Here is a 25,845-nt window from a genome sequence, read left to right as displayed (position 1 = left end):
TTTCGTCACGCAAAAATAAATTATAGCGTTATACATTTAGGTCATAGTTATTCATAACATGGGAGACAATTGTTCTCCTGAATTTTCTTAATGTAGTATAGCATTTTTTTAGTGGAACTGTAGCCGTCTCTCCCATTCATCCCTGCCTTCTCTAACCTCTTGTGCCGGAAGACCGCCGAGTTCCAGTTCCTCCGGGCTTTTCAGCAACAGACGGTCATACAGTTCTTTGCCTTCCCGGGCAACATTCTCCCCTTGCTCCCAGAGTCTGTAGAGGCTGTCCTCTGCTTTGGCATACCGCCCGATGGATTCCAAGTAGGTGAGCAGCAGCCGTTCTGTTTTTGCCGGAAGCCTATACGCCTGCGTTTCTATTAACAGCTCATCAATGTCAGCCGGCATCTGCAGCAATTCACGTTCTGCACCATGAAGATCGGCGTACAAAAAAAGATGCAGTGACCTCATCGCTCTGAACAAAGCCGCATCTTGGTTTCCAGCCGCAGCATAGATTTGTCCTTCTTCTTTAAGCAGCCGCGCCACACCCTGAAGCTTATCGGATTCCACAACGCCTCCAAGCAGATACATATCGATAATATCCTCTACGGACAGTGAATTCAGCAGCCGGGAATTCAGGCGGAAATGCCGGATCAGCAGCTCATCGACCTCCCACAAAGCTTCGGTTGTCTTTTTCTCCTGCTTAAGTGTCATTACCTTGGCAACCATCGCCGTCATATCCTCAATCATCCGCACGATGTAGTCTTTTCGGAACATATGGCACACTCCTTCCATAGCTGCAGCGCATGGACTGCTATGCTTCTCTTAACGGCCACCCCTTACGGCTGGGCTGCCCTTTGAATTCATCTTAAACCATTACACATCTATGCGCTACTTAACTAGCCTATGGCCGAAGAGATCAGGAATAGTGTTCCAATAACAGAGGCAGCACCCGCGTAGTCTGGCGGGTGCTGCCTCTGTAGGTTTTCTGTATGCTTAGCAAAAGGTCTTGCGGTTTGTTCCAATCTCTAGTTATGTGCGCACAGCCGCATGCACGTAATCCTTAATGATTTCCGACAAGCGTCCGGGAGCTTCATACATGCTCATATGTCCTACTCCTGGAATGGTCGCCTGGGTTACATTCGGTTTGTCCGAGGTAAACGTCCGTTCAGGGGGTACCTTACTGTCCTCTGCACCGGCTACCAGCAGCACTGGCAGCATTGTAGCTGAGATGACGTCGCGGCGGTCAGGACGCTCACGCATCGCCATCGCTGCACCCACCGCCCCTTGCGGAGGCGTTCTGTAACCGATCTCCTTCGTGCGTTCAAGCAGTTGCGGAGCGGCCCCTGGTGCAAAGAGACCTGGTACCAGACCATCCACAAACGCAAAGATTCCTTCATTCTGAATCGTGCTTACACTTTTCAGACGGTTCTCTTTGGCTTCTTCACTGTCCGGGTAGCCACTAGAGTGTATCAGCCCGAACCCTTTTAGACGGGATGCGTGACGCTGTGCAAAGGATAGAGTGATATATCCGCCAAGTGAATGCCCCAGCAGGTAACACTCCGGGATCTCAAGCGCATTAAGCAGTGACAGTACATCATCAGCCATCTGATCCACAGTATACGCCCCGAGCGGGGCGTCCGAGGCCCCATGGCCCCGCAGGTCCGGAGCGATCACCCGATAATTACTGCTAAGAGACGGGATTACCTGCTCCCAATAAGCGGAGCTTCCACAGAAACCGTGCAGCAGCACAATAACGTCACCTTTGCCCTGATCACTGTAACAAATATTGCTTCCCTCACAACGAATGTTTTCCATGTCAGCTTCCCTCTTTCTATGTAATAGCCAAACGCGGCTCGCGGACAGCTAAACGATCCGAGGCTTGAGACGGTTTGCTTGTCTTAATTATTAAGCCATTTCTTCACTCTTGAAACGCTTTCCGGTCATCCATTCCGAATCCGGCCGCTGCAGCCAGGGCAATTTGCCCGGCCATTCCCATCACTCTGTTCAGCGGAGTACTCTGCAGTGTCCGGTAAGGACGTGGTCCGTTCACGTCTACAATGGCAGCCAAGCTGTAATGTCCCACAGCCGGAAGCATCAGTCCCACCGATTGTGCCGGACGCAGCGGCTCAGCAGCCGTCAGGAAATAGCCAAGCGATGCCGGAGGACCGAGACATGCGTCAATAGCAATAATAATCTGCCCTGTAGGAATCTCTGCTATCCGTGCCTCCAGATTATCCGCGTCACAAGGTGACGGCAGCGTGCCGCTTACATGCGGAAATCCATGCTCCAAAAGCCGGCTTCCGGTCAGCGGTCCAAGCGCATCCCCAGTGGACCTGTCCGTTCCTATGCACAAAAATGTGATCTGCTCCAGCGGATGCCGGAACGCGATCTCCCGGAAGAAGGAAGTCAGCCCGGAAGCATCCATTTTTTTGCGTTTTCTGCTCTCCTGCTCCCTGATTGCCAATCTCCCCGCCCCTTTCTACGATTCATTCCGAATATATTTCTATTAATTTAACATGATATCCATGGAATGGACAAAAAAATGGTGTTTGCACCCCCAAACATGATAGAATATTTGAATTAATATGCAGAGAGGACTGTTAACCCCAATGGATCTATCCCAGCCTACCCAGGAAAATGTTGAATATATGATTGAGGGCATTAAAAGCAAGCTGAAAATGGCAAGTGCTGCAGCCATGCAGGCTTCAGCCTTCTCAGTAAAGAATTATGAGGACATTCTTGATATTTACGAAGTGGCTATGGGCAGTGACAGACTAAGCATTTCCCAAGTCGAAGCGCTGGTTTCCGAACTCGGACGCCTGCGGGCGAAATAAAAAATGTGATACAAGTACGAACAAGAGTCCCATGCCTTACGGCCATCAGCAGATGGACACCTAAGGCATGGGACTCTCTTTGACTTGCTGAAAGTTGAATCTAAGGAAGGTCAATCAGCAGGAACTCCGCGCTCATGTCACTGCCCGTTCCTTTTAAATTCAGATCGCATGATGCGGATGCTCATGCATGCCTTGCCCCGGTCTAAGCTCATTGTCGTTATGGGCCAGCAGTGCCCCAAAGTGCGCATTGCTTGGATCATCGTAATCGGCAAAAGAAAAGCAGAATTCACTGTGTATCCATTCTTTATTCGAAGTATGGCACTCTGCTGATGTAATGACTTTGATCATAATTGTGTGCACCTCCAATGATGTATGAACCTTATCCTCAAATACAAGGGCGCTTTGACACTCCCACAGCTAAAGCAGTGGGATTCTTGGGTGATTAAGTCGAAGGGCATTTCTGCGATCGAAGTCTGACCCCAAGATTGGGCTGTGCCATCAGCCCTCCTAAGACAGTGCGTTTTAGCATCTTAGGCTGATTGACTATGACCACCAATCACAGGTGCGTGAATAATATTCATTGCACCGACTCTATCTCGATGAGTATGAAACCCACATGGACACGAATATTTTCTATCTATCGCTTTATTTAGCGTAGAGCAAAATGGACATTTTTGCGATGTATACGCAGGATTCACATATTCCACTTTGATCCCTGCCATATTTGCTTTGTATTCAATGAATTGTGCCAAGCGATAGAATGACCATGTGTGCACATTTTTTTCGTTTTTACGACTTGTTCTTGTCGTTTTTCTGATGTTTGTCAGCTTCTCTAAGTGAATGACAGACACTTGTTTCTCTATGGCAAAATTCACAATTTGTCTACTTACTTTGTGGTCCTTATCTTTCATCCATCTTTGTTCTTTATGATCCAGTTTACGAATTGCACGTAGCTTTTTCTTCTTTCCTAAATCTTTTCGTTCACTACGGAACTTGCGTTTCATATATTTGTTTTCTCTACCATTCCCAAAAAATCTCGTCTTTCCTTCGCTAGTCACAGCAACAGCAGGGACTTTCAATCCTAAATCAATGCCTATTACCCCTTCGCCTGCTGTTGTCTCTGTAGGAATTTCAAGTGAAACTTGAGCAAACCATTTTCCTGATTTCTCAACGATTCTCATAAGACCACATCTTGCATGTTGAAGAAATTGTTTATCTCTTTCTGTTAAATGAGCAGGAAAAACCGTCTTTTTCACTTTGTTGTCCACGATGATAGGAAAAGCAATAGAGGAATGGCCAATGGAATAGTTTTGGTTGTTGATATAGTAGGTTGGTTTCCTTAATATTGGACGCTTCATTTCCTTCTTCGTTTTCTTAAATACGCTTTTAGCATCACGAATCGCTTGATTTAGTACAGCAGAAGGGAGTTTAGCTTCTACATCTTTCGTGGTGAGTTTGGGGAATGAACCTTCTTTTTCTGCTTGTTCTGTTAATGAATTAATCGTTCGAATATATTCTCTACTTAATAACTTCAATTCGATGGAGTGACTTGGAAAGAATCTTATCTTTATAGTGACCGACTGTATAAGTTTTCACCTCTCCTTCATTTGTTTCGCTCTTTTGATTGATTTATACTCGTCAAATGTTGATTCTCTGATTAATGACCAACCCCCTAGCCAAAATATTTGTCGTATATATATTTGAGACTTATCGCAATTGTTTCGATCACCCCCTTGTTTTTTGTTGTTCAACATATCTTTTAATAGTTTCGCTAGACACATTTCCTGCGGTACTTACAAAGTATGAACGTGTCCAAAGTGAAGACAAATGAGCTAAATGTTTAAACTCCTCTCTTAGTCGTTTAGATGTGACTCCTTTAATTTTTGCCATAATATCAGCAGGACTACATGTCGGCAAAGCATTCAAAAATAGATGTGCGTGATCTTTATCTGTTTCGATTGCGATAATCTCTATTTTCAAATCATCACAAACCTCTTTAATCAACTCCTTAAATCTACTTTCAACATCAAATTCAAGAAAGATTTTCTTTCGATACCGTGGACAAAAAACAAAGTGATAATGGATTAGCGATACGGTTGTGTTGGTTCTTCTATAATTATCCATACATTAATTGTATCAGTTTATGTTCAAAACTGAAACATGATAACCAAAAAATGTTGGAACATTAACGTGTCTTAGGACACGCCTGTTCCAATCTCGCTATCATCCCACACCTAAAGGAGTGGGCTTTCTCGCTCAAAAAATTCTGTAATTATGTATTCCTTACCCTCTTCCTTTCTTTGTCAATCAAGGAAGCCAGGATGGTTTGTTTGACTTTAAAGTTTCGGCAGTTTGTAAAGTCGCAAAATCCCCCGTTTTTATCACAATAGGTCTCTTAACATCACAAATGCTGAAGCATGCTCCGGGAATCTTTGCCGTCCTTCTTTGCTGTTTCAGCCCATACGCCCAAGTTTATATACGAAGTAAGAACGTTCAGGCCACCCTGAAATCCGGTTACCGGCGGCGAGGGAAACCATCTACACTATATGCTCTACTCCCTGCCGCCAGGAACTGGAATACAATAATCGAATGAGGAGTGATTGGTTATGAATAAAGCAGAGACAGAATATCCGGTAGAGAGCGGAAACACATTTTTCAAAGGTATTTTCATCGGAGGTTTGATTGGAGCTGCCGCTGCATTGCTGTTCGCTCCTAAGCCAGGCCGTGAAATGCGCAGTGACTTGTCTGAGAAATTCTCGACCGCTACGGACAAAACCAAAGAGGTTGCAGGTGTCGTAACGGATAAAACCAAAACGATTGCTGCTACCGCCCTAGAAAAGACTACTGACCTTGCCAGCACGGTATCCGCCAAAGCTTCTGATATTTTCACTACAGTCAGTGATAGTAAACAACAAATTGCCGCTACGTTATCCGAAACAGGTAAAAAAATCGGCGAAACGGTAGGAAGCGCATCCGCCGATATCATTTCTGATGTCAAAGACGCTTCAAAGGACGTTGCCGAGGAAGCCTCCGCTTCTTCCAAGGATATATCGGATACGGCACAGGAAGCCAAGGAAGAAGTTAAGGCTTCTTATAAATCTTCTTACTAAAAGCGGTGATCCGCGGCTTGATCTAGATCCGGAAACAGCCAGCTCACTTGCAGCTGGCTGTTGTTATGTAATATTTGTTAATTTATCAAAGTCCGGTTACGGGCTATAGAAAGCAGGTAACCTTATGGGAGATGCGGGGAACAACACGAAAACCTACGATGTAGAGGAGCATCCCTTCGAGCTTAGGCATGAAGTGAAACGGCTAAACGCCAGGCTTGACAAAATTGCCGATTCGCTGGAAAAATTGGAATTTAAGGATATCCTTGAAAACTATACAGACCCTAAAAAACGGATTATCACCAATCTCATGGCAGGCATATCCCGTGGTCTGGGACTCTCCCTTGGCACCTTTGTGATTCTGGGCTTACTGGGCTATATTCTCAGTCTGTTCCTGAATGTGCCGGTAATCGGAGAATACCTCGGAGAGATCAAGAAGTACATTGATGCCAACAGCTGATCCATTTAAATAATGATATATATAAAATGGACATGCCCTCCCCGCACGGGAATCAGGCATGTCCATTTTGTTATAACCCAAATTTATATTAATAGGATGAATTCGCCATAATCTGCTTCAGCTTTTCTGTAGCCCGCTTTTGAATCCGTGATACGCTCATTTGCGACACTCCAAGCTTCTGGGCGATGGCACGTTGGGATTGCCCGTCCTGGAAAGCCAGCAGCAACACCTGCTGTTCCTGTTCCTTAAGCTGCCCGAGGGCCTGCTGCAAATCCATGCGTTTCTCTACGGTCTCATAATCATTGGCTTCAGAGCTGATAATCTCACCAAGTGTAGCCCCTGTCTCCTCTTGGGATAGAGGCGAATCCAGGGATACGTAATGGTAGCATTCCCGACCGGCTAGTACTTCCACAGTTTCTTCTACGGTAAGATCAAGATAATGAGCAATTTCCTCTACGGCAGGAGAACGTTCCAATCTGATGGTTAGCTCATCAATCGCCTGCTGGACAAGGGCACCCTTTTCTTTGATCCTTCTAGGAACCTGTATGTACCAGGATTTATCGCGCAGGTAATTTTTCATGTGCCCGATCATGCTTTTCATGGCATACGGTTCAAAAGGAATTCCCAGACTGATGTCGTATTGCTGCAGCAGCCTAATCAGCGCCATTTGTCCTACCTGATATAAGTCTTCGTACAGATCTGGACGGTTGCGGGCAATTTTACCGGCAGCCATCTTCACCATGGGTTCATATTTACGGATCAAAACTGTTGCAATTTCATTATCTTTGGTCTGCTGGTATTCCCAGATCAGACTTACCGCTTCGTTCATGGACTCGGGGGGAGTCACTTTTTCGTTCATACTTTCTCCTCGCTGAAATTAAGCCGCTTGGTCAGGGTGACGACTGTCCCTCTCCCTGCTTCGCTCACTACGCTAACGTCATCCATGAGCGCTTGCATTAAATAAAAGCCCAGCCCGCCTACCTGAACATCATTCAGCTCTTTATCATGCAGCGTCATACGTTCCTCGGACTCTTCCAATCCGTCAAAGCTCTCCCCCTCATCTTTGACGGTGATGGACAAGGCTCGTGTTCCAACTTCAAAGATTACATCAACCATCCCGTCTTCCTGCCCGTAAGCGTAAAGAACCGAATTGTTGCATGCTTCGGATACAGCCACTTTCATATCCTCAATGTCTTCATAAGTAAAGCCCATTTTGGAGGCAATGCCATATAAATTCAGTCTGACGATATCGACATATTCTGCACTTGCGGGTAACTGAAGAACTACTTTTTGCACGTCATCACTCATCCTTAGTTCGATCCTTTCCTAGTGGGAATTCTCTTGGGGGGCAAAAAACTTGGAGATTCCTGTCATATCAAATAGCTTCTGTATTTGCGGCGGAACTTCCTCAACTGAAAACTTAACGTCCATTCCATGTCTTGCTTTGAGAATCGAGAGCAGAATACCAATGCCTGTGCTGTCGATATATCTCAATTCCTTCAGATTAATCACAAGGTCAAGCCCAGTATCCCCTACCAGTGGTTCCATCACCAGACGAAAGTCGGGAGCTACCGACAAATCGAGCTCGCCAACTAAGTAAACCGTGCATACATTGCCTTCTGTTTCGGTTCTTGCGTGGAACTTTTCGCTTTTATTTGTATTCATAGACAATCTCTCCTGATAAATGTTTTCTTTACCAATAACCCTAAAGCTATACGGTTGAAACAAAAAACGCCACATTCATACATTGGTACTTAATGGATTATGCCTTGAAAAGTGAGGTGTTCCGTATCTCAGCCGGATTGTCACTGGAGGCATAACGTAAAATAATTTGTTTCAAGCTGCTCATTTTCAGCGGCTTGCTGATATACCCATCCATTCCAGCAGCAGAACAGCGGTTCTGGACCCCCTCCATTACATTCGCGGTCATCGCAATAATGACAGCATGGGTAGCATTATGTCCAGAGCCCTGCCTGATTCTGGAGGTGGCCGTCAATCCATCCATAACAGGCATCTGCAGGTCCATAAATATGAAATCATAATCCTCGCGGAGAGACAGCTCCACTGCCTGATGACCATCCTTGGCAACTGTGGAGTCATAGCCCAGCTTGTCCAGCATACTTACCATCAGGCGCTGATTGATCGGATGATCATCCACTACAAGGATCTTTTTCTGCCAATGTTGACCGGTTTCTACAGCAGGATGCTCCTCCTCCTGAAAGGTTCTTCCAAGTTCATCATCCGGCACTGTGGTCTTAATTGTAAAAACAAAGGTCGCCCCTTTTTCCTCCATGGATTCCACACGGATTTCACCGCCCATCATTCCAACCAGGGATTTGCAGATGGCCAGTCCCAGACCTGTGCCGCCGTATTTGCGCGTCATAGAAGAATCCAGCTGAGAAAACGGCTGGAACAGCCGGTCACATTTTTCCGGAGAAATCCCAATGCCTGTATCCTTAATGGTGAATTCTACGGTCATCTTATGATCTTCCGAAGACACCCTGGAGGCTACAAGGTAAACACCGCCTTGATTGGTAAATTTAACGGCATTCGCGACTAAATTGATTAATACCTGACGCAAACGGGCCATATCCCCGTAAATCAGCCTAGGCAGCTTTTGGTCAATAAAATAGGCCAGTTCAAGATTTTTTTTGCCAGCTTCCGCAGAAAATAAGCTAAATACCTCCTGGATAGTGGTCTGTAGCTCAAATAACTGTTCTTCCATTTCCATTTTACCTGATTCCATCTTGGTGAAATCAAGAATATCGTTAATAACGGTAATGAGCGTATCGGCACTTTTGCGGATGATCTCCGTATACTCTTTCTGGTCTGGAGCAAGCTCCGTCTCCATGAGCAGGTCAATCATGCCCACCACACCGTTCATCGGCGTGCGAATCTCATGGCTCATCATAGCCAGGAATTCCGTCTTGGCTTTGGCGGCAATCTCCGCCTCTTCCTTGGCTTTGGTCAGTTCTCCGTTAATTCTCTCCAGCTCTTGCGTCTTTTGCTGCAGCAGCATGGTCTGCATCTGATGCTTTTTGGTCGTAAGGTGCATATCGACGAAGCCTTCGATTTTGGACTTCAGAATTTGGGGGATGAAGGGCTTGACCATATAATCAATCGCACCAGCCGAATATCCCGCAAACAGATGCTCCGCCTCTTTGCTGTTGGCTGAGATGAAAATAATTGGAATATCCTTTGTCTTCTCTCTGGCTTTGATCAATTTGGCAGTTTCAATTCCATCCATACCCGGCATCTGTACGTCCAGTACAATCACTGCAAATTCATGTCTTAATAAACACCGCAGTGCTTCTTCACCGGAATTCGCTTTGACAAGCTTATAATGCTGGCTTTCAAGCACTGCTTCCAGCGCCAGCAGATTCTCAGGACGGTCATCGACAAGCAGTATATGAATCGGTTCTTGAACCCCCATTGGCCCCTCCTCACCCGCTATTTGTTCTTACGGTATATTTTTTCCACTCTGTCCAGGGGCTCATAACTGTCACTGAACCTGGTAAAATGTATAGACTCTTTGGAGCCCAGTACCAGAACTCCGAAACGGCTTAAGCTTTCATGGAACAAGCCATGCACATGATCCCTGAGCTCGTCGTTGAAATAGATCATGACATTCCGGCAAAATATTACATTGAACTCATTAAAAGAGGTATCTGTAGCCAGATTATGCTCTGCAAAAATAATATTTTTGCGCAAATAAGGCTGCAGAATCACAGAATTATATTTCGCTGTATAATATTCGGAGAATGCGCGGGTTCCTCCCGCTTCCATGTAATTCTTAGTATACTGCTTCATCTTACTGATCTCGTATACCCCTTCTTTGGCCTGCTGCAGGGAGCGTGCGTTCATGTCCGTGGCATAAATGCGCGCCTTGTCGTACAGCCCTTCCTCATGCAGGAGGATGGCCATGGAATACACTTCTTCTCCGGTGGAGCACCCGGCATGCCAGATCCGGATATAGGGATAGGTCCGAAGGAGCGGGATGACCTTCTGACGGAAGGTCAGGAAGAGGCCGGGGTCCCGAAACATCTCCGTTACCGGAATGGACAAGCTGTATACAAACCGTTCAAAACAGTCCCGGTTATGCAGCACTTTCTCCTGCAGGGCGGAAATGCTGGGTACATTCTCCGTATGCACATGATGCCAGATCCGCCGCCTCAGGGAAGGCAGCGCATAATTCCTGAAATCATATCCGTAAAGGCGGTGTACACCGCTGAGAAGCAGTTCAATTTCAATCTGCTCAAGCTCCTGTTTGATCCCGGTCTGGGCAGATTGCTCTTCATACCCGCGTTCCATAGCTGTCATTATTATCAAGGCTCCCTTGCACCTAACGTATCTCTGGATGGGTTGTAATTTAGTACTGTAATCCTATTACCCCAAAAGCGGGCTTACGAATACAACCACACACGCATTAGAGAAAGAAGCTGCTCAGTACTGATAGGTTTCTTCATATAATCAGAGGCGCCGGCTTCTATACACTTGGCCCGGTCCTCTTTCATTGCCTTAGCCGTAAGCGCGATAATGGGCAGTTTCTGATATTGCGGCATCTGTCTGATCCGGCGCATGGCCTCATATCCGTCCATTTCCGGCATCATCATATCCATCAGCACCAGATCAAAATCCTCCTGCTCCACCAGCATGTCCAGCGCCTCACGGCCGTTCTCTGCGAACTTAACTTCCATATGATACCCTTCCAGCACACTGGAAAGGGCGAATACATTGCGGATATCATCATCAACCAGCAATATTTTTTTACCGTCGAACAGTTCTTCTTTATTGTGCAGCTTTTGCAGGATTTTACGCTTGTCTTCAGGAAGATTGGCTTCCACCCGATGCAGGAACAACGTGGTTTCATCCAACAGTCTTTCCGGTGAACGCACATCCTTAATAATAATAGATTCAGCATACTTGCGCAGCTTAGTTTCTTCCTTGCTGTCCAGGTCCTTGCCGGTATAGATAATAATCGGCAGATCATTTAGATCTTCATCATCACGAATCTGGTCCAGCAGCTCGAAACCGGTCATATCGTCCAGCATCAGATCGAGAACCATACAGTCATATCTTTGCTTACGAAGCTCGCTCAGCGCTTCATGCCCAGTGGAAACTGCGGTGATGGCTACATCATCATGCCCGATAAGCTCCATGATGGAGCGGCGCTGAGTAGCGTCATCCTCTACAATCAGCAAATGCTTCAGGGTACTGGCTGTATAGTTCTCAATTTGTGAAAATGCACGGTCCAGCGCTTCTCTTGAGGATGGCTTTCTTAAGTAAGCCATCGCCCCCATCATCAATCCCTGCTTCACTTCATCATTCACAGAAATCACATGAACAGGAATATGGCGGGTCTGTGAAGAGCCCTTGAGCTCCCGCAGAATCGCCCAGCCATCCAGAACTGGAAGCTGGATATCCAGGATAATGGCATCCGGCAGATACGTTTGGGCCATAGTCAGGCCAATATCTCCCTGAAGGGCTACCAGACCCTTGAAACCGCGGCTCCGGGCCATATCAAGCAGAATCTTGGCGAACTTCTCATCATCTTCAATAATCAGCAGGATCTTATCCTTGGAAGACAAATGATCACGGTCATCCTCCATGATAATAGGCTCCATAGGCGCAGCTGGAGTGTCTTCTGTACGTTCTATCCGGTACTCACTGTTATATTGAGATATCACCGAAACCTCACGCTCCCGGGAGGCTGCAGCCTCGAGCACTCCAGGAAGGAGGCTGTAATGACCTTTAACCGGCAAGTACAAGGTGAAAATACTGCCTTGACCTTCACGCGATTCCAGTCCAATGGCTCCACCCATAAGACGTGCAAGTTCCCGGCTAATCGATAGTCCCAGTCCGGTACCGCCATATTTGCGGCTGGTTGTTCCATCCACCTGCTGGAACGCTTCAAAGACAATGTCTGTCTTGTCTGCAGGAATCCCAATCCCGCTATCCTTCACAGAAATCGCAATATATTCGAACTCATGCGGAAGGAAGGCGGGCAGATGCTCCTTATTTGCGGCGCTTACCGCAAATTCCACAAAACCCTCACTCGTGAACTTGAAGGCGTTGGACAGCAGATTCCGCAGAATTTGCTTCAACCGGTGACCGTCTGTGAAGAGGGAATCCGGCAACGGCTCATCGAACAAAAGGCGCAAAGACAATCCTTTTTTCACAGCCTGCGGTGCAAAATTCTGCTTCACGAAGGTTTTCAGCTCGGTTAGAGGTATTTCCTCATAATTTAGCTCCATTTTACCGGCGTCCACTTTGGAGAGATCAAGAATCTCATCAATCATTTTAAGCAGATCCGCGCCAGACATATAAATCGTATGCGCAAATTCCACCTGCTTCTCCGTCAGATTCCCATCCTTATTCTCTGTAAGCAGCTGGGATAGAATCAGCAGACTGTTGAGTGGAGTGCGCAGCTCATGTGACATATTGGCCAGAAACTCGGATTTATATTTGCTGGTCACGGCAAGCTGCATCGCCTGCTTCTCCAACTGGCTGCGGGCATGCTCGATTTCATCCTTCTTCTCCTCCACCTCCTGCACCTGGTCCTCCAATGCACGGGTCTTAGCGATCAACTCGGTATTGTAATGCTCCAATTCTCCCTGCTGCCGCTGCAGTAATTCTTGAGAGCGTCGAAGCGCATCCGTCTGCTCCTCCAGATTTTCATTGGAGCGGCGAAGCTCTTCCTGCTGTGTCTGCAGCTCCTCCGACTGACATTGCAATTCTTCAGTAAGCGCCTGGGATTCCCGGAGCAGCTCCTCCACTACAAGCTGGCGGCTGATATTATTTAGAATCACACCCATGCTGATTGCAAGCTGATGCAGCAATTCATTCTGCAGGACACTAAATGGAGTAAAGGAGGCAAATTCAAGAACCCCCATCAATTCATCTTCGAAGAGGACCGGATAGATCAGAATATGATCCGGATGCGAACCCCCAAAACCGGATGTAACAGAAATATAGTCTTCCGGTGCCTCTATAAGCTTAATTGGAGTTTTATCCAGCGCGCTTTGCCCCACAAGCCCTTGACCCATTTCAAAGCTTGCTTTGAGTTTGGCGCTGCCCTCTCCCGCATAAGATGCGCTACTGACAAGCAGATTAGGATTGTTCTGATCCTTCAGGTAAATTGCCCCATATTGTGCACCAAGCACCGGGGTGAACTCACCAATGAAGGTCTGGGTCACCTGTTCCAGCGAATTGACGCCACGCAGAAGATCTGTTACACGGGCAATATTTGCGTTGAGCCAAGCCTGATCGCTCTGCGCCTGTGCATAGGCCTTCTCCATCTCCTGCTTCTGTTCAAGATCTTTGGCCATGTTCTGAAATACCCGGGCGACATCCCCAATCTCATCTTTGGAGGTAACCCTGATTCGGCGGATAGCCCTCATTTTGCCGTTGCCGAAGCTCTTAATCATCATGGAAACGACATTAAGCCCTCGTGTGATGCTTGGAATCACCCATAGAATAACCCCAAGCCCCAGCAGCAGACCTATAACCATAATTAAGGTCACCATCTGGATGGAGCTCTCATAAGCCTTCTTAGCGTTGGTATTCTCCTCCGTCATTCTGAATGCGTTGTAATCCGACAGGGCATTCAGGCTGTTCAGCACCTCTTCCTGAATGTTCTGCCCTTCTGCATTCCGGTAGGCGTTGGCATTCTGAAAATAGCCGGCGGAAAGCATATCAAGCACTTTGTTCTGATAATTTATATAACCCGAATAGGCTGATTCAATCCGTTTCAGCAGCTGCATTTCTTCTGTTGTTTCCATCGAATCTTCGATATTCTGGAGGTACCCTCCGGCTTTTTTGACTTTAGCATCAAGCTCGCTTTTTTGGGAACCAACCGAGAGCTTGTCCGCATTGAGCATGGAGGTCGTCAGTATACGCGCCATATCGTTCACTTCACCCCGGAGTCCGGAGGATGAGCGGCCCTTGCTGTACCTGTCCTGAAAGCTGTCCAGCTGGCTGCTCATATTATTAAGCCGGTCGTATCCAATGAAGGTTAACAAAAGCATAATGGCCAGCATTGCGCTGAAGCCGATCAGCAGTTTAGCCTTTATTTTCATTCCGGATCTGTTCCTTTCTTCAGCGAAATCCATACCAGGCATTTGTCATCATCACGTTCCTGGTCAGGAACGTCATGGAAGAAGGAGGCGCGCATCAGCTGCTCGTGCCACTCATGCCCTCCGTTCAAATAACCAACCATAAAATCCAGCTGTTCTTCTTGTCCGCCCTCTGACATTTCGAGCAGCCCGTCGGTATAGAGCACCAAGTGGCCTTCATCCTCAAAGGTCAGCGTTTGCGGCTCAATATCAATGCTGTCAAATAGGCCAACCGGATGACAGTTGCTCTCCAGCAAAACAGGACTTAGGGAGCCGCCTTCGAAGAAGAGCCCCGGCGGGTGCCCCGCGTTCACGTAATCAATACGCTTCATCCGGGTATCTATAACCAGATAAATCGCCGTAAAATAATACTGCACCAGCTGTTTCTCAATATATAACTGGTTAAACCGCCGGTTCAACTCTTGAATAACTTTCTCCGGCTGCACATACGTCGTTACGGTATCCTTGAGTACAGAAGCAAGGAACATGCAGAATAGGGACGAGGAAATACCATGTCCCATCATATCCAGCAGTATAACAGCATACCGGCCGTCTCCAAGCGGATACCAGGCATACAAGTCACCTGCAAGCTCTGCTGAGGGCTGGTACAGGGCATGAACTTCAAAAGCCTCTTCCTTGAGCGGCAGACTCAGGACTGCATTTTGTACCAAAGCAGCCAGCTTCAGCTCATCCTGTATCCGCTGGTCCCGCTCCACATGCCAATCCTTTTCGCGCTTTAGGCGGAGGGCCAGCCGGATACGTGCCATCAGTTCAACCTTGTTAATGGGCTTGGTCACATAATCTACAGCACCCGCATCAAGCGCTTCGGCCAATTTCTTGGAGTCACCAACCGCAGTAACCATAATAATCGGGATATCTCTCAGATGCTCATATTGCTGGACTACCCGGCAGGCCTCAATTCCATCCATTTCCGGCATCATCATGTCCAGCAGAATCAGGTCAATATCCGACTGTCTCGGCCGCTTATCTTCAGTCCCTGTGCCGATCCCCAGCAGCTGTAGCATCTCTTTGGCTGAAGCTGCAGTTATAAAGTTCCGGTAATCTTCCTTCTTTAGAATTTCACGGATTATGATTACGTTAGTCGGATTATCGTCTACGATTAAAATTCTCAATTTTTCTTCACCCCACACGAATAGTATTTCAACCGTAAAATTCAGAAATATTCAACTCTATCATACGATATCTAAAAGTCCAGTTTCCATAAAGCAAGATATTGGAATAAATCCATGTACTTGTATTCAACAAAGTAACCTCCAGCCCCACCACTTGCAGTGGGACTGGAGGTTACGCTATTGGACTATAGGTCTCTCCATGTGAATGCCATCGAATTAATGCAGGTTTTTTTTGGCGATAACAAGAACCTTGCCCGTATCAAGCTCTTTCTCGTAAAAGCCAGCTTCTGCTGCACTGAAACCTAATGAAGTAATCTTGTTGCGGAGTGCATCACCCCGTGAACGAAACATGTTGGCAATGGAGCCGAACAGCCCCTCTTCGTGTAAACCTACCTCATTCGTATCTGCCGCATCCACAATTCGCCCTTCGCGATCCGCATTATGGCTGATCACATAAATGTCATCCCTAGTGTAACCACTGTCGCGCAGCCGATTCACTTCTTCTATCGCCTGAATACCATTCTCAAGCAACTTGGCATAAGCCTGCGTACGGATTGAATCCATGAAATCACGCTCCTTGTATTATATAAGAGGGCAACGCTAAAAAGATGACTGACTTTCATTAACCATCTTTCCACGCGTTTGAAACGCCTCAAGAAGAATTCCCGTCAAACAAATCAATACCGTTCCATTCACCTGTCTGTGAATTGCGGTATATCTTAAGTGCGGTGCTTCCTCTCATATATACATCCCCGTCTTCAGCTACAAAATCCGGAGAGCCCAGGAGTTCAGGCAGATTATTCTTCTGCGGTTCAATCCGCTGTCCATTCAAGTACAGTCCGTATTCCCCCGCTTCAGCCGGAGTGACATGCACGTATAGAACAGCCCCATCACAAATTCCGGCGGACATATCCGAATAATGGTACTCCTCGCACCCCTGCCAAGGATCCGGGGTAACAGAGAGCGGCGTACCTTTAACCTGCAGCAGCTCCTCTTCCGGCATATACAAGGGCACCCCGGCAAGGGAATCAAAGGCAGTGACATAGGGGCTGGCATTTACACTGTGCTCAGTAGCGAGCACTACCGGCGACTGCGGGAACAACCAAGCGGCAGGAACAGACTCCTTCTGCGGAGATACAGATAAATAGGGAGACAGGAGACTTAGCAAAAGAAGGATAACGTTCATGGAGCATCCCGCCTTTCATGTTCTGCTGCTTGGTATGGCCGTCCCGGCTGCGTGTTCTCAGTCTTATGAATTAATGACGGAATTTCTGCCAAATGGTAGCGGCTGTGTCTACACCTTTTAACGCCATGGCTATTTTTCCAGGTGACTTCTTGGCATTTGCACTATCGTATGACTTCACGGTGCGTTCTTCTGCCGGACTAAGCGGAGTACTTTCTACCGATACAGCTTTAGCCTTTTCCTTCAGTTCACGCGACTTGCGGTACTTCTCAATGACGGTTACTGATACCTGCTTCATGGTCAGCGTCAGTTCATTCATGACGTCACCTAGGTTTTTCACGGAATCGACAATCGGATCAATCTTTTGAATTTTGCTCTGAACATCTGCGGTAATATCGTTCGCGTGTCTGACTGTGGTTTTCACTTCATAAGTAAGTTCGTCAATCGTTTTCTGCACTTCCTGCAGAGTCTGGCTGACCTTATCGAGGGATTCCTTCGCTGATTTCAAGGTTTTAATTAAAAAGTAGACGAGTACGGCAAATGCAATCGCCACGAGTGCGACGCTTAGATCAATAATCATTTCCAAAACCCCTTCCAAATCGTTGAATGTCTGCTTGCTCTGCCTTATTACTGCATAGTTACCCTTACGTGAATAGCCCGAAACAAAAGTCAAATCCCCCCTCCTTGTTTGTTTCAAAACAAAACTCCCCGTTTAAACAATGACTACATTCGACTACACCCTACACACCGAAAGGATGACACATCATGTTAAAATGGTCGGTAATTCTGCTTGTTATTGCTTTAATCGCCGGTATTTTCGGATTCTTCAATGTTGTAGCTGCCGCTGTAGGCATCGCAAAAATACTGTTCTACATCTTCCTGATTCTCTTCATTGTTTCACTGTTTATGGGACGCAGGGGAAGATCGATGTAAATAGCATTAGCCGCCTTTAAGATCTTCTCCATATACAGGCACAACCTGAGCCCGGACTCCTGATGGAGTATCCGGGTTCATTGTGTGTGAAGCGGCATTCTGCGGCCTTTTCCCCACTGAACCTCATACCCGTTTCGGAATTCTCTTCTATCCTATTCACGCTGCAGAACATGTAGGCCTTGCACCAAAGACCGTTACTGCGAAAATAAAAAAATAAGACGTTTGGTTCATAGGGCCTTCTTTCTGTTTACAAGCTTATTAGCACGAATAAGGAAAAACCTGCTACAAACAAACCAATCCCAGGAGGAATCACAGATGAAAAAATTCGCCAGTATCGCAGTAGCCATGGGTCTTGTAGCTTCTTTTGCCGCAACGGCTTCAGCCGATGAAGTATCGGGTACCACCACAACCGTAACAGGCAACACCTACGGTGGGAAATTCGAGACTGTAATCACACAAGCAGATATTAAGCCAGCTACGCCTATGATTATCCTGACCAAAGCAACACCTTTCCACCTTTCCATGGACAGCATGACTCCAGCGGGCTGGTTGAGTGCACAGACCATTGATACCACTGGGGCTGTCAAGACCGACAGTTGGGGCAATGAATGGAGAGAAATTTACACATGGCTGGGTACAGCCTGGATCAAGGTGCCTGCGTCTGCTTATGTAATCACTCCAGCGATGTAATGATTCCATAATTGTACCTCCGGCAGGAAGAACATGCTATGAAGCATATTCTATGCCCGGCCGAGCGCCCGTAAATCCCAGCCTTTTCGTACTCTTTACGGGCCTACATACGATAAGCCGTGCAGATCTAAATGATCCTGCACGGCTTATTTATGTCAGGGGCCTGCAACGGGGAATATCAATGAACATAAAAACAGAGGCTATCCCTTTAGTAGAATCAATCTACTAAAGGGATAGCCTCACAAAACACCCGCCCTAGTTCACCCGTCACAAACTTGTCCTGCTGTCGCTTCGCATCTCTACTATTCTATATTTTAGCGGATGACCGAGCCCCCGTAAAGGAAACGATTCACCCAAGAAGCGCTTAATTTATCAACCCGTACTCCGCCTGAAGCCACTGAATAGGTCTGAAGCAGCTGACCATCCCCCAAATACATAGCTACATGCGTAATTCTGGCCGTCAACTTGTCAATTCCGGCATATGCGGAAACCGAGCTGCCTTGGTAATCCGTGAAGAACATCAAATCTCCACGCTTCAGTCCGGAAATATCGGTGACTACCGTACTGTTCTGCTTAATCCAGTCACCCTGCTGCCGGGAATCGGCAGGAAGCTTCAGATTGGCTGCATCCATAAAAATCTGCCGGATAAAATCGGAGCAATCAAAGGTGCTGGTATCGCTGCGGCTGGAGCCGAACTCATAAGGGGTTCCAAGGTAGCCCATCCCTGCAGCAATTACACTCTCAATGACTGCCGCCTGTGGCGGAGCCGTAGGCACCGGTGCAGGTGTTGGTGCTGGCGTCGGTACTGGTGTTGGCACTGGTGTCGGCACTGGTGTCGGAGCAGGAACCGGCAATGCCGTACCTCCATCCACTAAAATGTATTGATCCGACGAGCTTGTATATCCAACATTACCATTAGCCGTTCTTACCTTGTACCAGTAGCTATTCGGTGCTTCCAAAATGGCAACCTGATCATCTTTATATAGATATCCCGTAATCTGCCCGCTCGTTGAAGGGGTATCCCGAAGACGGACTGTAGCTTGAATCACTGCTGTTTGTACTGCCGGAGCTGCGGCCACTTGGATATACTGCTCTCCCCTGCTTGTATATCCAACGTTACCGTCTACGGTTCTGACTTTGTACCAATAGCTGTTCGTTTCTTCCAGGATAACAACCTGGTCGCCCTTATTTAAATATCCCAGCACTTTTCCAGTTGTTGATGGAGCTGTACGCAGACGGACAGATGATACAATAACACCTGTTTGCGCTGCGGATGCCGAAACGGATGATTGGGCAGAAACAGAAGCGGCTTGCGCCTGCTGAGGATTGAACATCCCCAGTGATACCGCAAGTGATGCCGAGACCAGCAAAAATGATGCCAGCCCTTTATATGATACGATCATAGCGTTCCCCCGCTTAGCATAATGAGAAATTCAACAACGGCGCGCGCTTCGTTTGTTGCTTTCTGCCCTCATTATAGGCTTGACCGGGAAATGGAACATGCTCCAAATTTCACAAAAAAGCTTGCCAACTTATGGTAACTACCGGGTCTATAGTCTCGAATTCTCCTTGGATTTGGTGGAAATTACAGCTAATTAGAAGAAATTAAGGAATCTCAAGGCTTCGGTTCGACATGAACCTGCACATTCATGATGTTATGCAGCTTGCTCATCCGCTCCTCAATAGAGTCACTGATGGCGTGGCCTTGCTTCACTGTAATCTGGGCATCGACTTCCACAACCACATCCACCAGCACATGATTCCCGTGAACACGGGCCTTTAAGTCCTTGATACCTTCGACTCCGGGTGTGCGGGCAATCGTGCTTCGTAGATCCATCAGCTGATCCTGGTCGAATCCGTCCGTCAGGCGGTACGTTGAATCACGGAAAATATCCCATGCCGTCTTCAGTATCAGCAAACCGACAGCGACGGCTGCGGCGGAATCAATCCAGGGCAGACCGAATTGTGCCCCGGCAATTCCTACCGCGGCACCAATGCTCACCATAGCATCCGAGAAATTATCCTTCGCTGCAGCCATCAGTGCGTTGTTATTAATCTGTCTGGCGAGCCGTTTGTTATATATGTATACACCCATCATGGCTGCTGCACAGACGACTGCCACCCCGGCTGACCATAGCTGCGGCGTGGCCTTGGCTCCCTCAAACAGGGAGCGGACGGCCTCCACAATCACCTGGATGCCAACCATCGCCATGATAAAGGAAGCCAGGAGCGCCGCTACCGTCTCCGCACGGAAATGTCCGTACGTATGATCGGAATCAGGCGGTTTCCGTGAAATACGCAGACCGATCAGCACCGCAAGCGAAGCAACAATATCGGTGAGGTTGTTGAACCCATCCGCAAGCAGCGCACTCGAACCGAACACATAGCCGCTGATCAATTTGAAGGCCGATAGAATAAGATAGGCGATAACACTAATTAGAGCGCCCCGTTCACCTTTACGTATATCATCATAAATATCAACCAACCTTCATCCCCCCCTATTACTCTCTATACTGTTCCCGTGCCCTGGCAGATCATTCTTTGAATTATTCTTGCCCTTGTGGCAGCATTTAAAAACAATTAGAATAAAGGAAAGGACTTGCTACCTAAGGGGGTTAACATAATGAGCGAGAACCATGAAAAACCAAAAATCAATCTGGCGGATGCCATCCGTCAAAAACTGGAGCAGAAGAAACAGCACGCTTCCGGCAAGCCTGGTTCCACCTTTCAAGCCGGTTCTGCCAAACCGCTGAAAAGCCAGAATAACAAAAAGCCCAACAATCAGCGCCGCCGTACTGGCGGTTCCTAAGTAAGGTACTTGTTTATATTTGGAACATAAACGGCTGCGTTATCCCTTTCGGGACGACGCAGCCGTTTGTCTTATGAACATTGCTTGTTCAAGGCTTCTATATCATTCTTACACTTCTACAGGATACATCCGGGCACGCATTTCCTTGATTTCCGGATTCTCCAGATACTCATCATAGGTCATGGAGCGGTCGATAACCCCTGCTGGTGTAATTTCAATAATACGGTTGGCGATGGTCTGAATAAACTGATGGTCATGGGAAGTGAACAGAATCGTGCCATCAAAATCAATCAGTCCGTTATTGAGTGCAGTAATCGATTCAAGATCCAAGTGGTTGGTGGGCTCATCAAACACGAGCACGTTGGCACCGTTCAGCATCATCTTGGCCAGCATGCAGCGAACCTTCTCGCCCCCGGACAGCACACTTGCTTTCTTCAGCGCTTCCTCACCAGCGAACAGCATCCGTCCAAGGAATCCGCGCAGGAAGGTTTCGTCCTGATCCTTGGAGTATTGACGCAGCCATTCTACCAAATTCATGTTCACTCCATCAAAATAGCTGGAGTTGTCTTTCGGAAAATATGCCTGTGTTGTTGTCACGCCCCAAGTATATTCGCCGGCATCCGCCTCTTTCTCGCCCATAATCACATCGAACAGCAGTGATTTTGGCTGAGAGTAAGGACCGACAAAAGCAATTTTGTCGCCTTTGTTGACCACAAAGCTGATCTCATCCAGCATCTTCTCGCCTTCCACCGATTTGCTCAGCCCGCTGATGGTAAGCAGTTGCTTGCCGGCTTCACGCTCAGGTTTGAAGTTGAGGAACGGATATTTGCGGTTCGACGGGCGGATATCGTCCAGCGTAATCTTCTCCAGCTGTTTCTTACGGGAGGTCGCCTGTTTGGACTTGGAAGCGTTGGCGGAGAAGCGCTGGATGAACGCCTGCAGCTCCTTCATCTTGTCTTCCTTCTTCTTGTTCGAGTCACGCTGCAGCGCCTGGGCCAGCTGACTGGATTCATACCAGAAGTCGTAGTTGCCTACATACATCTGGATTTTGCCAAAATCGATATCGGCAATATGCGTACATACCTTGTTCAGGAAATGTCGGTCATGGGATACGACGATAACAGTACCTTCATAATCCATGAGGAAGTTCTCCAGCCAGCCGATGGATTCCAGATCCAAATGGTTGGTAGGCTCATCGAGCAGCAGGTTATTCGGACGTCCGAACAGGGCTTGCGCCAAGAGTACCCGGACCTTCTCGTTGCCGCTGAGTTCGGCCATTTTCTTATCATGCATTTCACGCATAATACCAAGCCCGATCAGCATAGCAGCAGCATCAGGTTCTGCGTCCCAGCCGTTCAGTTCAGCAAATTCGCCTTCCAGCTCACCGGCGCGTAGTCCGTCAGCTTCGGTGAAGTCGCTTTTGGCATAGAGCGCATCTTTTTCCTTCATAATGTCATACAGGCGGGTATGGCCCATAATTACCGTTTCCAGTACCAGATACTCGTCATACTCAAAATGGTTCTGTTTCAGTATGGCCAGACGTTCGCCGGGTGTGATATGCACATCGCCGATGTTGGCTTCAATCTCTCCGGACAGAATTTTCAAAAAAGTGGATTTACCCGCGCCGTTCGCTCCGATCAGGCCGTAGCAGTTGCCGGGTGTGAATTTTATGTTGACATCCTCAAATAGTGCGCGTTTTCCGTAGCGGAGTGTTACGCCGCTTGTACTGATCATTAAGCATTACCATCCTTTTCACTTAGGGTTCCGGCTCATTATAGCATAAAAACAAGGAAAAAAGCCCGAAGATCCGCCTATAAAGTATAGTTTTGCCCAATAAACGGATACATGTAATCTCTATTGGGCTGGTGTCCGCTCCGCCGGATGTACAATCAGCGTTTCCCCATAAGCCAGTGTACGTATACGTTTCCCGTCAATTCCATGTGCCAGGCGTGCCTGTTCCATCCGGTCCAGCGCCTCCCGGGCCGTATCATCCGCCAGCCGGAAGGTTCCAAAGTGCATGGGGACCATCAATTCCGCGCCTACATCCATAAAGGCCTGAATGGCCTCCTCGGGAGTCACATGCTGCGAGCTCATGAACCATTCCGGCTCATAGGCACCGATTGGCATCAGCGCCACATGCAGCTTGAAGCGGCTGCCAATTTCTTTGAATCCCGGGAAAAAGCCGCTGTCTCCAGCAAAGTACAGATTGGGAGGCAGCTCATGCGCGGCTCCGTCACCCCGGGGATGCTTGCCGGGCTCAGCAGGCTGCAGCACAAACCCGCCCCAGTGGGAGGTATTGGTATCAAATGGCGTCCGCCGCGTCCAGTGCTGTGTCGGAACAAAGGTCAGCTTCACGGCTCCCAGGGTAAGCTCCTCCCACCACTGCATTTCCAGGCAGTTCGCAAAGCCTTTGCGCACCATCTTGCGCTTCAGTCCCACCGGCACCACGAGGGTGGTTCCCGCCCTGTACAGCTTGCGTATAGATGCCAGATGCAGGTGATCATAATGCGAATGGGAGATCAGAATGAGATCCACCGGGGGGATGCCGCTGAGCGGAATACCGGGCTGGCAGATCCGTTTCTCAAACCCCAGCCGCTGTGCCCATACGGGATCGGTAATGATATTCATCCCTTCATATTGAAGCAAAAATGTCGAATGCCCAATCCAGGTTATTGTCGTATCAAGACGATTCTTAATTAGATAGTCCAGCTTGGGCGGATGATTCGGCACTTTATAAGAGTAGTCCTTCTTCTTCATCCGCCGCTCCTCGCGCCACTGGCGGAGCTGCTTGAGCGTTTTGTCGGTACTGACATTGTCAATGTTATTGTAGCGTAATCTGGCCATTCCGCATCTCTCCTTAACAAGTTGCCGGAAAATATACTTTATTCTAACTATAGGATTCTACGAATGGTTTTGCAAAATCACGTAATACTCAACCCTTATGCTACAAAGTTTAACCATTTGGTCCCAGGCTTAAGCGGAACGGTGCTGCAACTCTTTTGTAATGAGTGGCCAAAATGAGGTAAAATGCGGGTAAAGTACTTACGGTGCTTACGCCGTTTAAAGAGGAGCCAAGCGTATGAAGATTACATTTATTGAACCGACTCCCAGTCCCAATACGATGAAGCTTCATCTCGATGAGACTCTGGAGGCCGGAGTCCGCCGTACCTATACACCGGAGAGCCAGCGTTCCGCCCCTTCCTGGGCGCGGGAGATGCTCACTATTCCTGGAGTCACCAGCATTTATCACGCGGCCGATTTTGCTGCTCTGGAGCGTAGAGGCAGTGCCGACTGGGCAGCGATTCTACGCGAGGTTCAGACCCGTTTCGGTGCGGAAGGCCTGAGTGCCGACTTCAATCTGGAGGAAGAAAATGCCGGTGCCCACTTCGGGGAATCACAGGTATTCGTGCAGATGTTCCGCGGGATCCCGATCCAGATCCGCGTCAAGACCGGCGCGAGTGAGGAGCGCATCGCCCTCGCCGCCCGGTTCACGAAGGCGGTAACGGATGTGGCCAGCGCCGTAATGATCAAAGAGCGCAAGCTCACCGATTACGGCGTGCGCTATGGCGAGCCAGGCGCTATCGCGCGCGAGGTCGAGCAGGAGCTGGAAGCGGCGTATCCGCAGGAACGCCTCGACTCCCTCGTGCAGCAGGCCATCGCGCACGGGGCTGGCGGCGAGTTCATCGAGCAGCGGCAGAAGAAGGAACAGGCCGAGCTGCTGCGAGACCTGAAGGACGAGGACTGGCGCGTGCGCTACGCCGCGCTGGAGGATCTTCAGCCTACGGCAGACCTCCTGCCGGAGCTGCGCACGGCGCTGCACGACCCCAAGCTGCATATCCGCAGGCTTGCGGTCGTGTACCTGGGCGACATCCGCACGCCCGAGGCGATGGAGCTGCTCTATGAGGCGATGGCAGACAGCGCCCCGGCCGTGCGGCGCACGGCTGGAGACACGCTGTCCGACATCGGCGATCCGGCAGCGACGCCGGTGATGACAGCGGCGCTTACAGACAAGAGCAAGCTCGTCCGCTGGCGGGCGGCACGCTTCCTCTACGAGGTCGGCACAGCTGAAGCTCAGGACGCGCTGAGCCTTGCTGCGGACGACCCGGAATTCGAGGTCGGCCTGCAGGCCCGAATGGCGCTGGAGCGCATCGCATCGGGTGAAGAGGCTGCCGGTACCGTCTGGCAGCAGATGTCGGAGCGCCGGAGAACCTGACGTTAACCTGCCTTAAATTGTCATTGCTTGCTCAGCCAAGTTGCATTATACTAATCCCTGTTGTGTTCATATCGTTACAAGATAGCCTCATCATACCTAAGATGAGGTAGAGGTCGCGGATATAAAGAGTACGCGCGTGGAGACGCTATAAGAGCCGTCTGTGAAACGCCGCCGAAAGGAATATCCGCCGAAGTCTGCGCCGCTGCTCTTATTAAGCAGTGCAGGCTGGGGCCGTCGCCGAAAGGCACGGAACTGTCACAGGGCTTGGCCCGTCAGGAGACTGCGGCCAGGCACTGTGTTGCGCTATCTGAACAGGGAGTATGGTGCGGAGCTGTAAATACAGGAAACCGCAGAATCCGTCTGCGGTTTTTTTGTGCT

27 protein-coding genes and 1 riboswitch are annotated in these 25,845 nt (G+C 48.5%); of the genes, 7 read left to right on the top strand and 20 right to left on the bottom strand.

The features are described from left to right. Positions 1 to 108 precede the first annotated feature (108 nt). The 3 genes from A3842_RS28450 to yyaC all read right to left on the bottom strand — a co-directional run bounded on the left by A3842_RS28450 (position 109) and on the right by yyaC (position 2,416). Positions 109 to 765: a DUF6483 family protein gene (locus tag A3842_RS28450; protein ID WP_074103534.1), complete on the bottom strand. Its 657-nt coding sequence runs from the start codon at positions 763 to 765 to the stop codon at positions 109 to 111. 255 nt (positions 766 to 1,020) lie between these two features. Beyond that, the gene (locus tag A3842_RS28445) at positions 1,021 to 1,806 is read right to left on the bottom strand and encodes an alpha/beta fold hydrolase (RefSeq protein ID WP_074103533.1); all 786 of its coding nucleotides are present in this window, start codon (positions 1,804 to 1,806) and stop codon (positions 1,021 to 1,023) included. Positions 1,807 to 1,909: 103 nt separating this feature from the next. Then, entirely contained in the window at positions 1,910 to 2,416 is a 507-nt protein-coding gene (yyaC, locus tag A3842_RS28440) for a spore protease YyaC (protein WP_083606855.1), read from the bottom strand. A gap of 184 nt (positions 2,417 to 2,600) precedes the next feature. Between yyaC and A3842_RS28435 the strand changes: the two genes are divergently transcribed. Then, entirely contained in the window at positions 2,601 to 2,825 is a 225-nt protein-coding gene (locus A3842_RS28435) for a DUF1128 family protein (RefSeq protein WP_074084975.1), read from the top strand. 159 nt (positions 2,826 to 2,984) lie between these two features. Here A3842_RS28435 and A3842_RS28430 read toward each other — a convergent pair whose 3' ends face one another. The 3 genes from A3842_RS28430 to tnpA all read right to left on the bottom strand — a co-directional run bounded on the left by A3842_RS28430 (position 2,985) and on the right by tnpA (position 4,949). Then, the gene (locus A3842_RS28430) at positions 2,985 to 3,173 is read right to left on the bottom strand and encodes a cupin domain-containing protein (RefSeq protein WP_256701909.1); all 189 of its coding nucleotides are present in this window, start codon (positions 3,171 to 3,173) and stop codon (positions 2,985 to 2,987) included. Between the two features lie 182 nt (positions 3,174 to 3,355). After that, the gene (locus tag A3842_RS28425) at positions 3,356 to 4,411 is read right to left on the bottom strand and encodes an RNA-guided endonuclease InsQ/TnpB family protein (protein ID WP_074103531.1); all 1,056 of its coding nucleotides are present in this window, start codon (positions 4,409 to 4,411) and stop codon (positions 3,356 to 3,358) included. 139 nt (positions 4,412 to 4,550) lie between these two features. Next, a complete protein-coding gene (gene tnpA / locus A3842_RS28420; RefSeq protein WP_074103530.1) occupies positions 4,551 to 4,949 on the bottom strand; it encodes an IS200/IS605 family transposase in 399 nt (132 codons plus the stop codon). A gap of 482 nt (positions 4,950 to 5,431) precedes the next feature. Here tnpA and A3842_RS28415 point away from each other — a divergent pair, with 482 nt between their 5' ends. Together A3842_RS28415 and A3842_RS28410 are read left to right on the top strand one after the other, a co-directional pair. Next, positions 5,432 to 5,935 (top strand): YtxH domain-containing protein, encoded by a 504-nt coding sequence (locus tag A3842_RS28415; RefSeq protein WP_074084977.1) that lies wholly within the window; start codon positions 5,432 to 5,434, stop codon positions 5,933 to 5,935. A 124-nt stretch (positions 5,936 to 6,059) separates the two neighbouring features. Then, entirely contained in the window at positions 6,060 to 6,392 is a 333-nt protein-coding gene (locus A3842_RS28410) for a DUF5665 domain-containing protein (protein ID WP_074103529.1), read from the top strand. 88 nt (positions 6,393 to 6,480) lie between these two features. Here A3842_RS28410 and A3842_RS28405 read toward each other — a convergent pair whose 3' ends face one another. The 10 genes from A3842_RS28405 to A3842_RS28360 all read right to left on the bottom strand — a co-directional run bounded on the left by A3842_RS28405 (position 6,481) and on the right by A3842_RS28360 (position 17,402). Next, entirely contained in the window at positions 6,481 to 7,251 is a 771-nt protein-coding gene (locus A3842_RS28405) for a sigma-70 family RNA polymerase sigma factor (RefSeq protein WP_074084979.1), read from the bottom strand. Beyond that, on the bottom strand, positions 7,248 to 7,700 hold the full coding sequence (gene rsbW, locus A3842_RS28400; RefSeq protein ID WP_074084980.1) for an anti-sigma B factor RsbW: 453 nt from the start codon (positions 7,698 to 7,700) through the stop codon (positions 7,248 to 7,250). The genes A3842_RS28405 and rsbW overlap by 4 nt, the downstream gene beginning before the upstream one ends. Before the next feature lie 18 nt (positions 7,701 to 7,718). Next, on the bottom strand, positions 7,719 to 8,057 hold the full coding sequence (locus tag A3842_RS28395) for an STAS domain-containing protein (RefSeq protein WP_074084981.1): 339 nt from the start codon (positions 8,055 to 8,057) through the stop codon (positions 7,719 to 7,721). Positions 8,058 to 8,154: 97 nt separating this feature from the next. Continuing rightward, a complete protein-coding gene (locus A3842_RS28390; RefSeq protein WP_074103528.1) occupies positions 8,155 to 9,825 on the bottom strand; it encodes a response regulator in 1,671 nt (556 codons plus the stop codon). A gap of 17 nt (positions 9,826 to 9,842) precedes the next feature. Further along, positions 9,843 to 10,712, bottom strand: coding sequence for a CheR family methyltransferase (locus A3842_RS28385; RefSeq protein WP_074103527.1), 870 nt, complete (start codon positions 10,710 to 10,712; stop codon positions 9,843 to 9,845). 83 nt (positions 10,713 to 10,795) lie between these two features. Then, complete coding sequence (locus tag A3842_RS28380) at positions 10,796 to 14,470, bottom strand: response regulator (RefSeq protein ID WP_074103526.1); 3,675 nt, start codon at positions 14,468 to 14,470, stop codon at positions 10,796 to 10,798. Then, positions 14,467 to 15,639, bottom strand: coding sequence for a SpoIIE family protein phosphatase (locus tag A3842_RS28375; protein WP_074084985.1), 1,173 nt, complete (start codon positions 15,637 to 15,639; stop codon positions 14,467 to 14,469). The genes A3842_RS28380 and A3842_RS28375 overlap by 4 nt, the downstream gene beginning before the upstream one ends. A 216-nt stretch (positions 15,640 to 15,855) precedes the next feature. Beyond that, positions 15,856 to 16,203 carry a YflT domain-containing protein gene (locus A3842_RS28370; RefSeq protein ID WP_074103525.1) on the bottom strand — a complete coding sequence of 116 codons (348 nt, stop codon included), beginning with the start codon at positions 16,201 to 16,203 and terminating at the stop codon, positions 15,856 to 15,858. A gap of 88 nt (positions 16,204 to 16,291) precedes the next feature. Next, a complete protein-coding gene (locus A3842_RS28365) occupies positions 16,292 to 16,825 on the bottom strand; it encodes a hypothetical protein (protein WP_074103524.1) in 534 nt (177 codons plus the stop codon). 70 nt (positions 16,826 to 16,895) lie between these two features. Then, complete coding sequence (locus A3842_RS28360) at positions 16,896 to 17,402, bottom strand: DUF948 domain-containing protein (RefSeq protein WP_074085079.1); 507 nt, start codon at positions 17,400 to 17,402, stop codon at positions 16,896 to 16,898. 185 nt (positions 17,403 to 17,587) lie between these two features. Here A3842_RS28360 and A3842_RS28355 point away from each other — a divergent pair, with 185 nt between their 5' ends. Both A3842_RS28355 and A3842_RS28350 read left to right on the top strand, forming a co-directional pair. Continuing rightward, positions 17,588 to 17,755 carry a DUF1328 domain-containing protein gene (locus A3842_RS28355; protein WP_074084988.1) on the top strand — a complete coding sequence of 56 codons (168 nt, stop codon included), beginning with the start codon at positions 17,588 to 17,590 and terminating at the stop codon, positions 17,753 to 17,755. Between the two features lie 315 nt (positions 17,756 to 18,070). Next, positions 18,071 to 18,445, top strand: a complete 375-nt coding sequence (locus tag A3842_RS28350; protein WP_074084989.1) for a hypothetical protein — start codon at positions 18,071 to 18,073, stop codon at positions 18,443 to 18,445. A 314-nt stretch (positions 18,446 to 18,759) separates the two neighbouring features. On the opposite strand, the gene A3842_RS28345 is transcribed toward A3842_RS28350, so the two are convergent. Together A3842_RS28345 and A3842_RS28340 are read right to left on the bottom strand one after the other, a co-directional pair. Next, positions 18,760 to 19,848 carry a C40 family peptidase gene (locus A3842_RS28345; protein ID WP_074103523.1) on the bottom strand — a complete coding sequence of 363 codons (1,089 nt, stop codon included), beginning with the start codon at positions 19,846 to 19,848 and terminating at the stop codon, positions 18,760 to 18,762. A gap of 212 nt (positions 19,849 to 20,060) precedes the next feature. Continuing rightward, positions 20,061 to 20,930: a cation diffusion facilitator family transporter gene (locus tag A3842_RS28340; RefSeq protein WP_074084991.1), complete on the bottom strand. Its 870-nt coding sequence runs from the start codon at positions 20,928 to 20,930 to the stop codon at positions 20,061 to 20,063. A gap of 138 nt (positions 20,931 to 21,068) precedes the next feature. Here A3842_RS28340 and A3842_RS28335 point away from each other — a divergent pair, with 138 nt between their 5' ends. After that, positions 21,069 to 21,254 (top strand): hypothetical protein, encoded by a 186-nt coding sequence (locus A3842_RS28335; protein WP_074084992.1) that lies wholly within the window; start codon positions 21,069 to 21,071, stop codon positions 21,252 to 21,254. 108 nt (positions 21,255 to 21,362) lie between these two features. On the opposite strand, the gene A3842_RS28330 is transcribed toward A3842_RS28335, so the two are convergent. Then, positions 21,363 to 22,988, bottom strand: coding sequence for an ABC-F family ATP-binding cassette domain-containing protein (locus tag A3842_RS28330; protein WP_074084993.1), 1,626 nt, complete (start codon positions 22,986 to 22,988; stop codon positions 21,363 to 21,365). 120 nt (positions 22,989 to 23,108) lie between these two features. Beyond that, entirely contained in the window at positions 23,109 to 24,098 is a 990-nt protein-coding gene (locus tag A3842_RS28325) for an MBL fold metallo-hydrolase (protein ID WP_074103522.1), read from the bottom strand. Positions 24,099 to 24,333: 235 nt separating this feature from the next. Between A3842_RS28325 and A3842_RS28320 the strand changes: the two genes are divergently transcribed. After that, positions 24,334 to 25,467: a virulence factor gene (locus tag A3842_RS28320; RefSeq protein ID WP_074103521.1), complete on the top strand. Its 1,134-nt coding sequence runs from the start codon at positions 24,334 to 24,336 to the stop codon at positions 25,465 to 25,467. A 99-nt stretch (positions 25,468 to 25,566) separates the two neighbouring features. Next, positions 25,567 to 25,781: riboswitch (Lysine riboswitch) on the top strand. Positions 25,782 to 25,845 lie beyond the last annotated feature (64 nt).

Origin of the sequence: Paenibacillus sp. P3E, assembly GCF_001909045.1 — a bacterium.
In the GTDB taxonomy this organism is placed as follows: Bacteria; Bacillota; Bacilli; order Paenibacillales; family Paenibacillaceae; genus Paenibacillus_AQ; species Paenibacillus_AQ helianthi.
The sequence above is the reverse complement of the archived record's forward strand: the minus strand, read 5'-3'. Positions and strand labels throughout refer to the sequence as shown.